Consider the following 14,182-nt stretch of genomic DNA (forward strand, 5'->3'; position numbering starts at 1 on the left):
GGATGAGACAGATAGTGGATCAAAAACTTTTTTCGAAAGTTCCCCATACTTTGACTTCTTTTTCTTGGACCATTATTTCTCCTTTAGCAATAACTGTATCGATATCAAGCGTTTCTTTGTCCAAGATACACAAGTCTGCATCTGCGCCAATTTCAATTTTTCCTTTTTTATCCAATTTCAATATACGTGCTGGGTTACTGGTTATAGCTCGCAAGGCGATTTCCAGAGGAATATTTTCTTTTTGCACAGCTTCTTTGATCCCTACTAGCAATGCCTTAGCACTTCCTACTCCTAACCCTAGGAAATGATTGTTTTCATCAAAATAAGGCAAGCTTCCTTGTCCATCTGAGGTCATCGTGAAATTATCTAAAGAAACATCTTCCTCAATCAATCGTTTCAATGCTTTACTGAAGCGCACTTCCCCATCTGTCTTCTCCCAAAAATCAGGATCTTCGCTAGCGGTGAAGTCAATCGTGCCGCCACGTTTAGCAAATGCCACGCAAGCTTCAAATAATTCTGGTGTACGATTCGCATGAGTAGGCAAAAACTGTGTGATCGGAATTTCTGTTTCTTCTACAATTCGTGTCAATAACTCTAGCTTTCTTTTTCCTCCGCCTAAGTGGACATTGATGATCCCAGCTTTTCCCGACAACATGCCTCCTACACGAGCATCTGCTGCTGCACGGGCGAACTCTTCAAAACTTGGCTGAGAAGAACGGTGATCGGATACTGCGATTTCTCCGATTCCGATGATTTTATCGATTGTTAAAAAGTCTTTGATGATCGAATCTGTTACTGTTTTTACCGGCAATCGGTACGAACCCTCGTACACATAAGTGGAGATTCCTTCTGCTTCAAGTCCTTTCGCTTTGCTGATCAAAGCAGTCATATCTCGACCTTCTCCGTCTGTTCCCAAGCAACCGACAACTGTCGTTACACCAGCTGTAGTCAATTGACTTAATGTAACTTCTGGTGTTCGGTTTTGATAACCGCCTTCTCCTCCTCCGCCTAAAATATGGAAATGACAGTCAATGAAACCTGGAGTCAGTACTTTTCCCTCACCTGAAAGTTCTTCTACTTCCACTCCTTCGTAGCCGCCTTCTAGCTGTTCTTCTACAGCCAAAATCTTCCCACCGGCAATCAATACGTCCATTTTTCCTAAGTAATCTGGTGCAAACACTTCAATTTGTCGGATGATCTTCATACATTTTTCCTCTTTCTTTAAGTATAACTGATGATAGGATCTTAAAAAATAATCCAAACGATAGAATCTTTACTCCTTTGATTTTACCGTAAAATGACGGTTCTTGGAGTCATTTATCTACTGTTTGGATTACTTTTTTTATTTACTTATGTCTCCAGTACTACTGCAGACCGATCGCAATAGCAATCATGATGAAAATAGTTCCCAAAACAAACAGGAATCCTTGCATCTTGATTTGGAACCTTGCCCATTTTGCCCATTCGATCCGTGCAACACCTAACACACCAATCAAGCTAGCTGATACGGGCGTAAAAGCATCCATGAAACCAGAACCAAGCTGATAAGCAAGAACTGCTACTTGTCTGGATACACCGACTAAATCTGCCAATGGAGCCATAATCGGCATGGTCAAAGCTGCTTGTCCTGAATTTGATGTAACAACCAAGTTGAACAAACTTTGGAAGATATACATCGCCCAAGCGCCAATGACAGCTGGCACACCGGTCAATGCCGTCCCGATTCCATGCAAAATCGTATTCAAAGCTGAAGGAACAGACGCATCGGATCCACCTAAGACGAGAAGGATTCCTTTGGCCATCCCTACTACGATTGCTGTACCAGCTAAATCAGCTGCACCAGATTGGAAAGAAGAAGCGATGTCATTGACTTTCATTCCATCTAATTTGAAAAGAACAGCAATGATTCCGGCAACTAATCCCATCACAAAGAATTGAGAAGCGATTTCGGGGATGTAATAGCCTTTTTGAGTCACGCCCCAAACGATCCAAACAAGAACAGCTAACATCTCTACTAAAATCAGTTTATGCCCAAGCATGAATTTTTTATTTTCATCAGATGTCTTTTTGATATGAGAACGGAAATAATCATCTGATTTATAAGTCAACGAACTTTCCGGTTTTTTACGGATTTTTTCTGCATATATCATCATATAACCAGCTGCTAAGGCAGTAACAACTACCCACATAATCAATCGGAATGTCGCACCAGACAACACTGGGATTCCAGCAATCCCTTGAGCTACAGCTACGCTAAACGGACTCATCCAAGAGGTCGCATTTCCGACTTGAGATGCGACATAAGTCACGGTTACTGCTACGATCGAGTCATATCCTAAGGCAATGACGAATGGAACCATCACCATTGAGAATGGAATTACCTCTTCTGCCATCCCAAATGTAGCGCCCCCGAATGAAAAAGCAAAGAATAATAGCGGTAAAGCTAAACGCTCCAGTCCCTTCGTTTTACTGATAAACGCATAGATTCCTGCATCAATCGCTCCGGTACGCATAATAATACCAAAAGCACCTCCGACAACAAGGATCAATGCAGCAATCCCTACAGCAGATCCATATTTATCTCCAGATACTAGACCTTCAAAAACAAAATTTAAGAAGCCAAAGCCACCAAAATCGTCTGTTCCCCATATTTTGGCTGTTTTATGCAATTTTTTAGAAGTATCATAGATATTTTCGCCATACTCATCGTAAAGAACATCATCTGTTAAGGAAATTTCATCTAGTTTTTCTTGCGTAAGATTTTTTTCTCCGTCAGCAATGACTTTTTCCAATCCTTTTTCAGGAACATCCAGTTTTTCACGTTCTGCTGGATGGTCTTGCAGTTCTTCTAATTGATCAAATACATACGATTTATCCAGCTCGTAAGCATAACGGAAGGAATCTTGGCGTAAAACAGTACGAGTACTTGTTTCGCCATTCGCATCTTTATATTCAATGTCTTGCGTGCTGAACTTTCCTGCTGGTACGACAAAAGTCAGTATCCATGCAAAGATGACTACACCAAAAATAATGACATACGTATGCGGTGTCGATAATTTAGTGAAGTCACGTTTCGGTTTTCCTGAAGAATTTGTTTTCTTCAAATTTATTTCTTCCTTTCTTTTCTCAGTAATTTTGATGAATAAAAAATGGATAATCAAATGAATTATACAGTAAAAATGACATTTCCACATGAATAATTTATTAGAAAATCACTTTTTTCTATTTTGCTTTTTTTCTCATATGTATGACTATTTTTTTCTTTTTCCATTTATATTAAGTATTTTATTTCTCTGTTTTTCCTTAAAATTCTTTTTTTATTTTTAGATTAGCGGAAATCCCGTCCTGATTTTTTCATTTTATAATCGTGAATAAATTGTATTTCATTGCAAAAAAGTAAAAAATAATAATAAATATCCATCTCATATCTTTCATTTTTTGTATATTTTCTTTCTATTAGAAAAAGGAATCTTCTTCGACAATTTTGTTATATCAGGTAAACTTCATTGCAATAATGATAACAAATGTACTATAATTACATTGTAAAGAGTTTTGGGGAAGACTCTTTCATCAACGTGTATTAAGAGGCAAGAAAGGATCCATTCGGATTCTTTCTTGTCTCTTTTTCCGCTATTTTTTTTCTATCTAGCATTGCATATTTTTGTAGCTCTTTTCTTCTCATTGTGAAACAACTTATAAAAATAACGCACCTTCAAAAAAAAAGGCTGACCTCTAGAGCTAAACAAATTTAAAATAACATAAAATAAAAAATGATTATTACTGCTTTTCTTTAAAAATCGTTTTCTTTGTTTCAAACACTCCATATTTACGTGGAACACCGTTTTTTTAAAGAAACTTTGGTCATTATGTGGAAAACTATTTTCCTCTTGTTTCCTGAACTAGCTGTTTTGCTGTAAAATACAATACTTGTTGAAGCAAAAAAATCGTTGCAAGAGAGGCTGTTCCACAGATTGCTGGATCTAAATTCGGCAAAGTCAAGACTGCATCATGCAGATTGGCATGGTTATCCAAAACTAAATCAGCAAATTCAAATAATCTCAAACCACTGCTATGCTGGGACTTGATGCTTCGTGACAAATCAAATCCAGTAACAATGATCAAAGGATGTCCATTTTCTTTGATCCATTGAGCCAACTCAATGATTGCTGGATTTCTTCCTTCATTCGAAAGAAGTAGAAAAATGTCTTCTGGTTTGACAGAAAGCTCATCAATAATCGCTTGTCCTGCCCCTTCTAGCGTTTCATAGACACCTCCGGCTGGGTTTTCAATCAATATACTTGGCACAAGGTCCGGTGTTTGATCCCAAAATTCAAATGCTACACCACTTAGTGTGCGGCTAGCATATATCTGCAATCTGCCGCCTTGATTGATTTGTTTCGCAATCCAAGTTCCTGCTTGAACCATCAACGGCTCTTCTATCCTTAATTTCTCTTCCAATTGGTAATAATAGTCAAAATAACATAAACTCATTTTTCTCTCCCGCCTAGCTATACTTGACATGAATAGAAACAGCTGCCTAATCTAAGGAAATACATAAAAAACAGAAGATAAACAGTAATACATGCGGTCTTTGCTGTTTCAAACGCAAAAAAGGTATTGAACGAATACGCCCAATACCTTGACATAGCAAATAAAACAACGTGCAGACCATAGAAAATCTCTACATAGGGGTAGAATTTTCCCCTTAGATTAGGTACAATAAATAAGGTCGATGCACTGCATTGACTATGGCAAAATGATCGGTCAGGGTGTATGAGTGTGACTGGTCATTCCCTGATTCTTAGCGCCAACTAAGGGTCAGGGAGCCTTTTTTTATTCAGCTGTTTCTATCTGAACTCATTGTAAGTAATCTCTTATTCAAGTGCAAGTACGAAAACACAAAAAAACATTGGTATGATTTTTTTACAAATAAATAACATAAAAAAAGGAATGGCTTGTCCTTATGTAGCAAGCATTCCTTTTTGAAAAGATTCTTTTAAATAAGTGAAAAAAGTTTTTTCTCACCAATTAAATAAATCTCTCAACTCAATATTTTGTCCATTATTTTATCTTTTTTTGCGTATACATACTAAATATTACCGTCTTCTTCTCGCTCTTCTGCTTTGTTCTGGAGAATCTGTACTAGAAAAAGTAGTGGCATGTCTACCCTTTCTTCCGATCCGAGACTTTCTTTTCCTATAAGGAATATAAATGAGCAGATACAATACAGCAAAAAATAAGGCAAATATGCAAGCTTCCCAACTACCTAACGCCAGTTCGATCATCAAGCTAGCAACTGCAATAGACGCTGCATACCAGATAAAAATCAGGAATCTTTCTTTTTTTCTGACCATTTTGAACATGATAAATAGACTAATGAGCAATAGTGGTAACACAAATACCCAATTATTTCCTTCCATCAGCCACTTGAGTATATCAAGTAGCGACTGCGCAATAACGACTAATTTTCCCATAGTGGACACACACCTTTTTTATAATTAAAAAAATTCGCCTTTTTATTCTACTATGAATCTTCTGGATTGGCTTTCATTTCTCTTATGTAATCATTTTCTTTTATGTAACTTAAAAAAAAATTAAACCATTAGCAGAAAATTTCCTAAATATATTCACGAAAGTCTTTTTCTATCTTTCATTTATCCTCGTCTTCATTCACTTAGCGTCAAAAAATAAAAACGACAGTTGCGCAAATGACGCACAAGCTGCCGCTTTAATACCCATTTGATTTTTATTCTCAGCAGGTCACTTATTTCCAGTTAATTTCCTGTTCTTAGCTCTTTGCTCAACTGGATAATATATGCGCTTAACGATGCGCCGATTTCCGGATGATGAAGTCCATATTCAATATTTGTCTTCATATATCCTAGCTTATCGCCTACGTCATATCTTTTTCCTTTAAATTCTCTCGCATAGACCGCTTCTGTTTGGTTAAGGGTCTGGAGCGCATCCGTTAGTTGTATCTCGTTCCCTGCTCCTGGTTCTTGAGTTGCTAATATCTCAAATATTTTGGGAGTCAGGAGATAACGTCCGATAATGGCTAAATTGCTTGGTGCTTTTCCAAGTTCAGGTTTTTCTACAAAACCATTTACTCTGCAACGTCCCTTTTCGTTATCCGTTTTAGGATCAATAATTCCATATTTAGAGGTTTCATTTTCTGGTACACGCATGACGGCAACAGCAGAAGATTGTGTTTCTTCATAATCCATCATCAATTGTTGAGTCAGTGGGATATCATCTTTCATCAAATCATCCCCGAGCATGACAACAAATGGTTCATTCCCTATGAATGCTTTTGCTTGAAGCACGGCATCCCCCAGTCCTCTTGGATGAGATTGACGGATGAAGTGAAGATTGACATGAGTCGTTTCTTCAACTAAAGCGAGTAGTTCTGTTTTTTCCTTTTCCCGCAAATTGTTTTCCAATTCGATATTTGCATCAAAATGATCTTCGATGGGTCTCTTTTCTTTTCCCGTTACGATCAAGATATCTTCGATTCCCGAATCCAATGCTTCTTCCACAATAAATTGGATCGTTGGCTTATCCACGATTGGAAGCATTTCTTTTGCCATGGCTTTTGTTGCCGGCAAAAAACGTGTTCCTAGCCCAGCGGCAGGAATAACTGCTTTTTTGACCTTCACTTGCTGTTCCTCCTAAACGACGCTTACCTGTTAATCATCTATTTAACGAAGAGAAAATTCATTCTCCATTTTTCCGTCACGTAGCATGATTTCTTTTGCTGCTTTTTTAATATCTTCTCCATTATACAAAACATTATAGATGGTTTGAGTAATTGGCATCTCAACCCCTAGCTGTTGTGCTAGCTCGACTGCTGCTTTTGTCGTTGCCACACCTTCAACGACCATTCCCATGTTTTCCAAAACTTCTTCCAGTTTATGCCCCTGTCCTAGTAAGTTACCGGCGCGCCAATTACGGGAATGAACACTTGTACAAGTAACAATCAAGTCCCCAACACCGCTCAAACCGATAAACGTCAGCGGATTGGCACCCATTGCTACACCAAGACGACTAATTTCTGCTAATCCGCGAGTCATGATGGCCGCTTTTGCATCGTCTCCGAACCCTAGCCCATGGATAGCACCGGCACCAATAGCAATGATATTTTTTAATGCTGCCCCAGTTTCTACACCAATCACATCATTATTTGTATAAATCCTGAAATAATCATTCATGAATAATTCTTGTACATAAGCAGCTGCTTTTTGATCGATACTTGCAGCTGTAATCGTTGTAATATCATGAACTGCTACTTCTTCCGCATGACTAGGGCCAGATAATACGACGATTGCCTGTCGTTTTTCTTCTGGAATCTCTTCAGCCAAAACTTCTGAGATCCGTTTATGCGTATCTTGTTCTAGGCCTTTACTTGCATGGATAATGACGGGCTTAGTATTCATTTTACCAATAAGTTCCTGGGCGACTGAACGGATCGCTTTTGTCGGAACGACAAACAAAATAGCATCTGCGTCATCCACTGCTTCTGCCAATTCTTTATATCCGATAATCGATTCTGGAATCGTCAAATCAGGTAAAAAATGTTGATTTGTATGATACGTATTGATTTCGTCAATCTGTTCAGGTACATTTCCCCAAATACGGACATCATGCCCGTTTTCTGACAATGTTTGTGCTAAAGCAGTGCCCCATGATCCAGGACCAAGAACTGCGATTTTTTGTTTCATGGATATTCCTCCAAATAAATAATTGATAATTTCCATTATAGTATACATTTCTTAAAGTTTGGACTAATTTCCATTGTTTTTAAGTGTTTGTTTAATTCTTTTATCGACTTTCACTTGAAATAATCTATTAAATGTTGCAATAGCGTACATTTTAATTTTTTTCTTTTTACACTTGTTATACTTTATTTGTCACTAAGAGAAAGGAGGTTTGACTATGTTTCCATTACCATTACCATTGGGAGGCTGGGAAGTTTCTCCTAACAACCCTTAATTGAAGCTACATACAAGAAGAGGCTGGGACAGAAGCGTTTTACTCCAAGAAATAAGAAGGAATTCACGAAAATTGCTTTTCAAATTTTTGTGAATTTCAGCTTATTTCCGAAGGAGTTGCTTCTGCTTCCGCCGTTTATACGTGTTTAGAGCGTGAGACAAAAGTGTTCTTTACTTTTGTCCCACGCTCTTTGCTTAAATCAATACATGGTAGAAATTTTGATAAAAGTCGTATCCTCCTTATTCCGAGTAAATGATGTGACACGCAGTTATACATCAGGCTTATCATCTCTTGATACACAGTGTTCAATCAGCTCACCCTCAATATTAGATTAAAAAACGGCAAAATATGAAAAACTATTTTGCCGTTTTGTTTCTGTAATACTTAGGTCAAAGTATTGATTTCACAACCGCTTGATAAACGGTGTTACAGAAGTAGCTTCTATCACGACCTCATCATCAACTTATTTTTTGCCATAAAGAGAAGGTCGTATCTGGTGCCCAATGTGCGGCTGCAATATGCGCTTGCAAGCAACGATATTGAATACCATTATATGTGACTATATCTCCTGCTTGATAAAAAGTACCGACTGTCCAAGAATTTCCTTGGCCGTTCTCGTCTAGGGTTCTTGCTGTGACAGACTGGCTTAGTAAAGAAACACCTGTCCGATTGACTGCACGAACTTGATAGCGATACACAGTAGAAGCTGTTAAATTTTGATCTTCAAATACAGCGGTTTGTGAGGTAGCGATCTTCTTGCCATCTCTGTATATTTCATAATAAAGTACTTCTTCCAATAAGCTATTTTCTTGCCATACCAAACGAACTGTTGATTGTGTCACATGGTTGATGCTCAACCCGTTTGGAATAGAAGGTGCTGGTAAAGCTGCTGCTTCTTGCGTACGGATATTCAATCTATCGGAACGTGCAGAAATATTTCCTGATGAATCGACCGCTTCAATCGTATAAGAATAAGTCGTTTCTGGTTGTAAACCTGTATGTATATAATTCGTAGTGTTGCTTGTTCCTACTAATCGATTGTTTTCATAAATATTATAATGTGACACACGAACGTTATCCGTTGACGCAGTCCAAGACAATGTGACTGTCGTACTTGTTGCTGTTCCTCGAAAATTGGTCGGTTTAGAAGGTTTCTCTGTATCTGGTTCTTGTTCCGTAAACAGATTTTGATAAGCTTTCGCAAATGATTCATTATAAGAAATACCAGCTGAGTTTACCCCTTCGTCCCAGTTCACGCTCCAAGTCATCAAACCTTTCAAAGGTGTACGTTCTTTTTCCATTTGTTCGAATACTTGATAGACAACGGATGGATCTTGCACATAACCGTTGGCTGCCGCATCGTTATTTGCTGGAATCCCCAAAGCCAGACGATCTGCTGGTATCCGAATGTATCCACTCTCTCCGTTATGCAAGGCTTTTGACATACCATATAAGAAATCATATTTTCGACTGTCATTGTTCTGAGCAATCCATTCGTCTCCCACGCTTAATCCGTCGCCCGCCTGATTATATAGTTGTGGTGCAATAAAATCATACTCATTTTCTAATGCAGTGATATAAGGTACATAGCCTCCCGCTGTTCTCAAATAAGGGAATTCAGGTGCCATAGAAATAATAAAGTGTTTTCCTTGCTTTTTATAATGATCTCGTACGATTTTCAACGCTTCTGGAATCACTTGCTGGTTATCTCCTGCCGTAATGGCGCTTTGTTCTAAATCAATGTCTAAACCATCAAAACCATAAGTTTCTACCAACCGAATCACTTCATCTGCAAATGCTTGTTCTTGTCCTCTGTGCAATTCGATATGGGAATCAGCTCCGCCTAAAGAAATGATAACTGATCGTCCTTCTTCATTCAGGGCAGCCACTTTGCTTCTGAATTCTTCATCACTCATATTAAATGGCTTAAATGTAGGGATTCCTTCGCCTTTCATAAAAGATACTGCGATGACATTGTAAAACGGATTGATCTTTCCTAAGTCTGTCTCTGCTGGTTTCCCACCTCTATATCCCGCACCTTGCTCTGGTACCCAGTTATGATAATATCCAACAGCAATTTGCTTTTCTGAGATATCCGGCATCAATGCCGCGGAATCTTGTGCAGCATGTATAGTTTGTCCACCTCCAGCGAAACAGCCGATTGCTGCCAATGACAGCCAAAAAATTTTTTTCATTCATCATACCTCCTAATATTTGGTAAATATATTTTATTTTAACAACATCTGTTTTTCATTTTTTGTATGTTATTACAACATAAATAAAAATTGCTTTTAAAGCATGAGCACTTTTTATCAAAAATAGTACATAATTGACATTTTCGTCCTTAGATAACAGCCTTGTGTTATCTTATATTCATAAAAACGTATGGAGGTAACTTACATGATAAAACATGCTTCTTTAATTCGAAAACTAAGAAAAGAACGTGGACTGACACAAGCTCAATTAACAGAGGGGCTTTCTCAGCGAGGGACATTAGCTGCTTTTGAATCTAGAGGAACAAAAATCAGTTTTGAATTGTTAGTGGATTACCTTGAACGGATGAATGTTACACTTGAAGAATATCAATTTTTGCTGAACAACAATACTCTCACAAGTAAACAAAAACTTTCTAATTACCTGATCACAACAAAATATTTAACAAAAGAGCAAGAGAATGAACTGCTAAAAGAATATAAAAAAACTGGGAATATTTATTATCGCCTGCTATATACGCAACGTATACTAATTGATCAATATCTGGGAAACCGAAAGCTCACTCGTTCTGAAACTTTGACAGAAGTTTCTATTATCAAAAAGTACTTGGAAGGTATTGATACATGGGGACACTATGAACTTTCTATTTTTTCCAATTGTTTATTCATATTCGATGACGAGTATATTTATCATTCTTTTCAGCGTAGTGTCACAAAAATGAAAGCATATGTCGATACTGCTCATTATTCCGAATTATTATCAAATTTTCTTTTGAACGGGATACATCTATCTTTTCATCGTTCTTCTGTTTTTCTTAGAAAACTATTTTTAGGAGAATGGAAAAAAGTAAGTGACCGTTATAAACATACGTTAGACTTAGCCCGTTACAAAGCATTCACTGCTTTAGCTCTATTAGCAGATGGCAATGAACGAGCACTAGAAGAAATTGACGAAGCAATCCATTTCTTTGAATGGCTAGGACTAGAGGAAGTGAAAGAAGAGATCATTGAATTGAGAGATTCTCTTTTGAAAAAAACTATACATAAAAATGATAAGGCTATTTATCAATAGTCATTCTTCTAGTTTTTTATTTTTGTTGCAATACCATACAAAAAAATAATATTCAAATAATGCATTTTATACTATCTTATGAAAAGGAAACCCTTTCTTAAAATATTTTATCTAACTGGAGGAATCATCAAATGAAAAAAAGTACTTTATTGGGATTAGGAATGTTACTTGCTACAACAGGAATCGCCGCTTTGTCTTCTGTAGATGTCTCGGCTCATGGCTATGTTTCACAACCTATCAGCCGTGGCTATCAAGGTGCTCTAGATAGTAGGAATAATTGGCAAAGTGCTTTTGAAAAGTATGGTCGTATCATCAACGAACCACAATCTTTAGAGGCACCAAAAGGATTCCCTTCGGCTGGACCTGCAAATGGTCGAATTGCTTCTGCTAATGGTGCAGTAGGTGACTTTGTTTTGGATAAACAAACAGCTACGTTATGGACAAAAAACAACTTAACTACTGGGGCAAACCGATTCACTTGGCATTTCACAGCTGACCACGCAACGACGAAATGGCACTATTACATGACTAAAAATGGTTGGAATCCAAATGCCCCATTGAATAGAAATGACCTGGAATTCATTGGTGAAGTAAATAATGGTGGCAATTCGTCTATTACTAATCCGACTCATACAATCAATATTCCTAGCAATCGTCTGGGGTATCATGTCATTTTAGCAGTTTGGGATGTAGCTGACACAGATAACGCATTTTATAATGTAATCGATGTCAATGTTCAAAATCGTAATGCATTAACTGACTTGGAAAACAACTAAAAAATAAAGGGAGCAGTTGTCGCTGCTCTCTTTATTTTTTATATTCTTTTCATCCAATCGATCCTAATAATCAAACTGACGATAGTAGCGGCGTATCTCTAATGGATGACAGTTCAGCTGTTCGACATGTGCATCGATACGCTGTGTCACTGCATGCATCAATAAGAAAGACAACACACGTCCGCGATATTTTTCGCTGATACCTTCTACTGGATAGTCTTTTGTATCTATCAATGTATAATTACTACAAATTTTTGGCAAAAGTTTAGCTACACGTTCAGATAACACTCTCTGTTCATCTTCGCCTAAAAATAAAGTGACTGGGGTCGTTTCTTCAACGATCTCTAACGTCCCGTGAAGAAACTCGGCAGCATGGATAGATTTCGATGGGAGCCAGCTTTGTTCTTCCCAATAACACATGGCATATGAATAAACAGCTCCCCATTGATTCCCTGCTCCGATAAAATAATGCATGCTATCACGTCGATGCTTTTCTGCAAATGATAAGCCAAATGCATCTGCTTTTTTCTCGGCTTCAACTAACCCTGTTGGCAAATAATGTTCGAGCTGTTCATAGTACTCTGAGTAATCTTCGAATTCCCCATGCAAATACATCAATCGATCTGCTACCATAAAAAATTTGATTTGTTCTGTTCCGGGAGCTGGATAAGTAACCACAAAATCGCATAGTTGAGACAACTTACTCTCCGCTTTATCGATAAATCCAATCAGTGTCGCTCCTACTTTCTTGATTTCTTCTACTGCTTTCACTACTTCTTGGGTTGTCCCAGTAACAGAGGACACGACGACAATAGAATCTTTTGTTAATCTTTTGTTCCCAGTAGTGTAATATTCTGCAGCATGCTGTACAAAGACAGGCAAGTTGCTTTTCCCATTCATATAAGTGACAGCTTGCATCGAAGAAGCATATGTTCCACCAATTCCTAAATAATAGACAGCATCGAATTGTTCCGTATAAAGTTTATCGATGATTTTTTCTACTTGCGGACGTAAAGCTAGTGCACCTTTTATTGCTTTGATTTGTTCTTCTTCATTGAATTTCAACATGATTTCCACCTCTTATAATTTACTTTTCAAGACTGTATCAAAGTCTTCAAAGATCTTTTTGTTCAAGTCGATTCCTTTAGCTGCTGCGATTTTATAAGCGAATAGTTGAAATGGAACGACAAGTGCTAATATAGACAGATATTCATCACATTCTATTGCTAATCCAAGTGTTTTCTCGTCTCTTGCTTTTTTTGTGGTAATTGTGAGAGCCTCTCCAACATACTGACTCATATATCTCCGCAACTTTTGTGAACGTTCCTTATTTTCATTGTCCCCTTCAATAAAGAACAGCAAATGGGAAGCACCAGCCTCTAGATATGGGCCATGCATGTAAGCTTCTAACTCAAATCCTTGTGACGGGACACGGATTGTTTCCGTCAATTTCGTTTCTGCTTCTTTCGCTGTTCCCCAGTTTGGACCATAGCCAATAGTGATGAAGCGTTGTGTTAAACGAAACAAACTTTGATACTCATCAAAAAATTCTTCCGTTTTTTGAATAATCACTGGTAAATGATCGATTATTTTTTGTAACTGTTGCATGTAGTTTTGTTCTATTTCTTTGCTGATATTATTTTTACTTATCCCAATTCCTAGCCCTAAGAGTAGTAACTGTAAGACAGTAGCAGAATAGCCTTTTGTAACGAAGCCAACTGTTTCTATCCCAGCACCTAAATCAATAATCTGTGTAGCTTCTAAAGCAAGTGGACTTTGTACGTCATTTGTGACAGCAATAATCGGTATTTCTTGTTTTTGGATCATTTTTACTGCTTCAACAGTAGAAGCACTTTTCCCACTTTGTGACACAGCAATCACAGTATCGATTGATGGAGAAAGTTTTCCATAATGAGCAAAATGAAAAGGTTCTTGAATATCGACAGTTAGCTCGCCATAAGATTCCAATGCCGGCTTCGCTGCTAAACAAGCGTTGTAAGAAGAACCCGTTGCTAGCATCAGCAGATTCGTTGTTTTTTTCATTTGTTTTCTTGTCGAAAAATCATTTTTTTTCAAGATCGTACTTAGTACTTCCTTTTCTTCATAAATATAATCTTGCATCGTAACCATTT

The 14,182-nt window shown here is 37.6% G+C and carries 11 protein-coding genes; 2 read left to right on the plus strand and 9 right to left on the minus strand.

Features of this window, described 5'->3' with window-relative positions; all coding sequences use genetic code 11:
* Positions 1 to 19: 19 nt before the first annotated feature.
* From iadA to RWU19_RS04230, 7 genes are all read right to left on the minus strand, one after another.
* Positions 20 to 1,204 carry a beta-aspartyl-peptidase gene (gene iadA / locus RWU19_RS04200; protein ID WP_002315780.1) on the minus strand — a complete coding sequence of 395 codons (1,185 nt, stop codon included), beginning with the start codon at positions 1,202 to 1,204 and terminating at the stop codon, positions 20 to 22.
* Positions 1,205 to 1,364: 160 nt separating this feature from the next.
* Positions 1,365 to 3,104 carry a putative basic amino acid antiporter YfcC gene (yfcC, locus tag RWU19_RS04205; RefSeq protein ID WP_002291032.1) on the minus strand — a complete coding sequence of 580 codons (1,740 nt, stop codon included), beginning with the start codon at positions 3,102 to 3,104 and terminating at the stop codon, positions 1,365 to 1,367.
* A 772-nt stretch (positions 3,105 to 3,876) separates the two neighbouring features.
* Positions 3,877 to 4,491, minus strand: coding sequence for an SIS domain-containing protein (locus tag RWU19_RS04210; RefSeq protein WP_002291034.1), 615 nt, complete (start codon positions 4,489 to 4,491; stop codon positions 3,877 to 3,879).
* 605 nt (positions 4,492 to 5,096) lie between these two features.
* Entirely contained in the window at positions 5,097 to 5,474 is a 378-nt protein-coding gene (locus tag RWU19_RS04215; protein WP_104764226.1) for a hypothetical protein, read from the minus strand.
* A gap of 300 nt (positions 5,475 to 5,774) precedes the next feature.
* Entirely contained in the window at positions 5,775 to 6,656 is an 882-nt protein-coding gene (galU, locus tag RWU19_RS04220; protein WP_002315776.1) for a UTP--glucose-1-phosphate uridylyltransferase GalU, read from the minus strand.
* Positions 6,657 to 6,698: 42 nt separating this feature from the next.
* Positions 6,699 to 7,718 (minus strand): NAD(P)H-dependent glycerol-3-phosphate dehydrogenase, encoded by a 1,020-nt coding sequence (locus RWU19_RS04225; protein ID WP_123837629.1) that lies wholly within the window; start codon positions 7,716 to 7,718, stop codon positions 6,699 to 6,701.
* 729 nt (positions 7,719 to 8,447) lie between these two features.
* Entirely contained in the window at positions 8,448 to 10,184 is a 1,737-nt protein-coding gene (locus RWU19_RS04230) for a fibronectin type III domain-containing protein (protein ID WP_316002457.1), read from the minus strand.
* Positions 10,185 to 10,389: 205 nt separating this feature from the next.
* Between RWU19_RS04230 and RWU19_RS04235 the strand changes: the two genes are divergently transcribed.
* Positions 10,390 to 11,274 (plus strand): helix-turn-helix domain-containing protein, encoded by an 885-nt coding sequence (locus RWU19_RS04235; RefSeq protein WP_002291043.1) that lies wholly within the window; start codon positions 10,390 to 10,392, stop codon positions 11,272 to 11,274.
* 131 nt (positions 11,275 to 11,405) lie between these two features.
* On the plus strand, positions 11,406 to 12,050 hold the full coding sequence (locus RWU19_RS04240) for a lytic polysaccharide monooxygenase (protein WP_002291044.1): 645 nt from the start codon (positions 11,406 to 11,408) through the stop codon (positions 12,048 to 12,050).
* 63 nt (positions 12,051 to 12,113) lie between these two features.
* On the opposite strand, the gene RWU19_RS04245 is transcribed toward RWU19_RS04240, so the two are convergent.
* Together RWU19_RS04245 and RWU19_RS04250 are read right to left on the minus strand one after the other, a co-directional pair.
* Positions 12,114 to 13,118 (minus strand): SIS domain-containing protein, encoded by a 1,005-nt coding sequence (locus RWU19_RS04245; RefSeq protein WP_070769763.1) that lies wholly within the window; start codon positions 13,116 to 13,118, stop codon positions 12,114 to 12,116.
* A gap of 12 nt (positions 13,119 to 13,130) precedes the next feature.
* Positions 13,131 to 14,180: an SIS domain-containing protein gene (locus tag RWU19_RS04250; RefSeq protein WP_024635816.1), complete on the minus strand. Its 1,050-nt coding sequence runs from the start codon at positions 14,178 to 14,180 to the stop codon at positions 13,131 to 13,133.
* Positions 14,181 to 14,182: the final 2 nt, after the last annotated feature.

The sequence above is a fragment of the Enterococcus sp. 2STP genome, from assembly GCF_032465635.1.
Taxonomy (GTDB): domain Bacteria; phylum Bacillota; class Bacilli; order Lactobacillales; family Enterococcaceae; genus Enterococcus_B; species Enterococcus_B lactis.

Bases quoted from the DNA above. Each gene is read 5' to 3' on its own strand.
- RWU19_RS04230 (WP_316002457.1), bottom strand. From the start codon at position 10,184: ATGAAAAAAATTTTTTGGCTGTCATTGGCAGCAATCGGCTGTTTCGCT.
- RWU19_RS04235 (WP_002291043.1), top strand. From the start codon at position 10,390: ATGATAAAACATGCTTCTTTAATTCGAAAACTAAGAAAAGAACGTGGA.
- RWU19_RS04245 (WP_070769763.1), bottom strand. From the start codon at position 13,118: ATGTTGAAATTCAATGAAGAAGAACAAATCAAAGCAATAAAAGGTGCA.
- RWU19_RS04225 (WP_123837629.1), bottom strand. From the start codon at position 7,718: ATGAAACAAAAAATCGCAGTTCTTGGTCCTGGATCATGGGGCACTGCT.
- RWU19_RS04210 (WP_002291034.1), bottom strand. From the start codon at position 4,491: ATGAGTTTATGTTATTTTGACTATTATTACCAATTGGAAGAGAAATTA.
- RWU19_RS04215 (WP_104764226.1), bottom strand. From the start codon at position 5,474: ATGGGAAAATTAGTCGTTATTGCGCAGTCGCTACTTGATATACTCAAG.
- RWU19_RS04250 (WP_024635816.1), bottom strand. From the start codon at position 14,180: ATGGTTACGATGCAAGATTATATTTATGAAGAAAAGGAAGTACTAAGT.
- RWU19_RS04240 (WP_002291044.1), top strand. From the start codon at position 11,406: ATGAAAAAAAGTACTTTATTGGGATTAGGAATGTTACTTGCTACAACA.
- iadA (WP_002315780.1), bottom strand. From the start codon at position 1,204: ATGAAGATCATCCGACAAATTGAAGTGTTTGCACCAGATTACTTAGGA.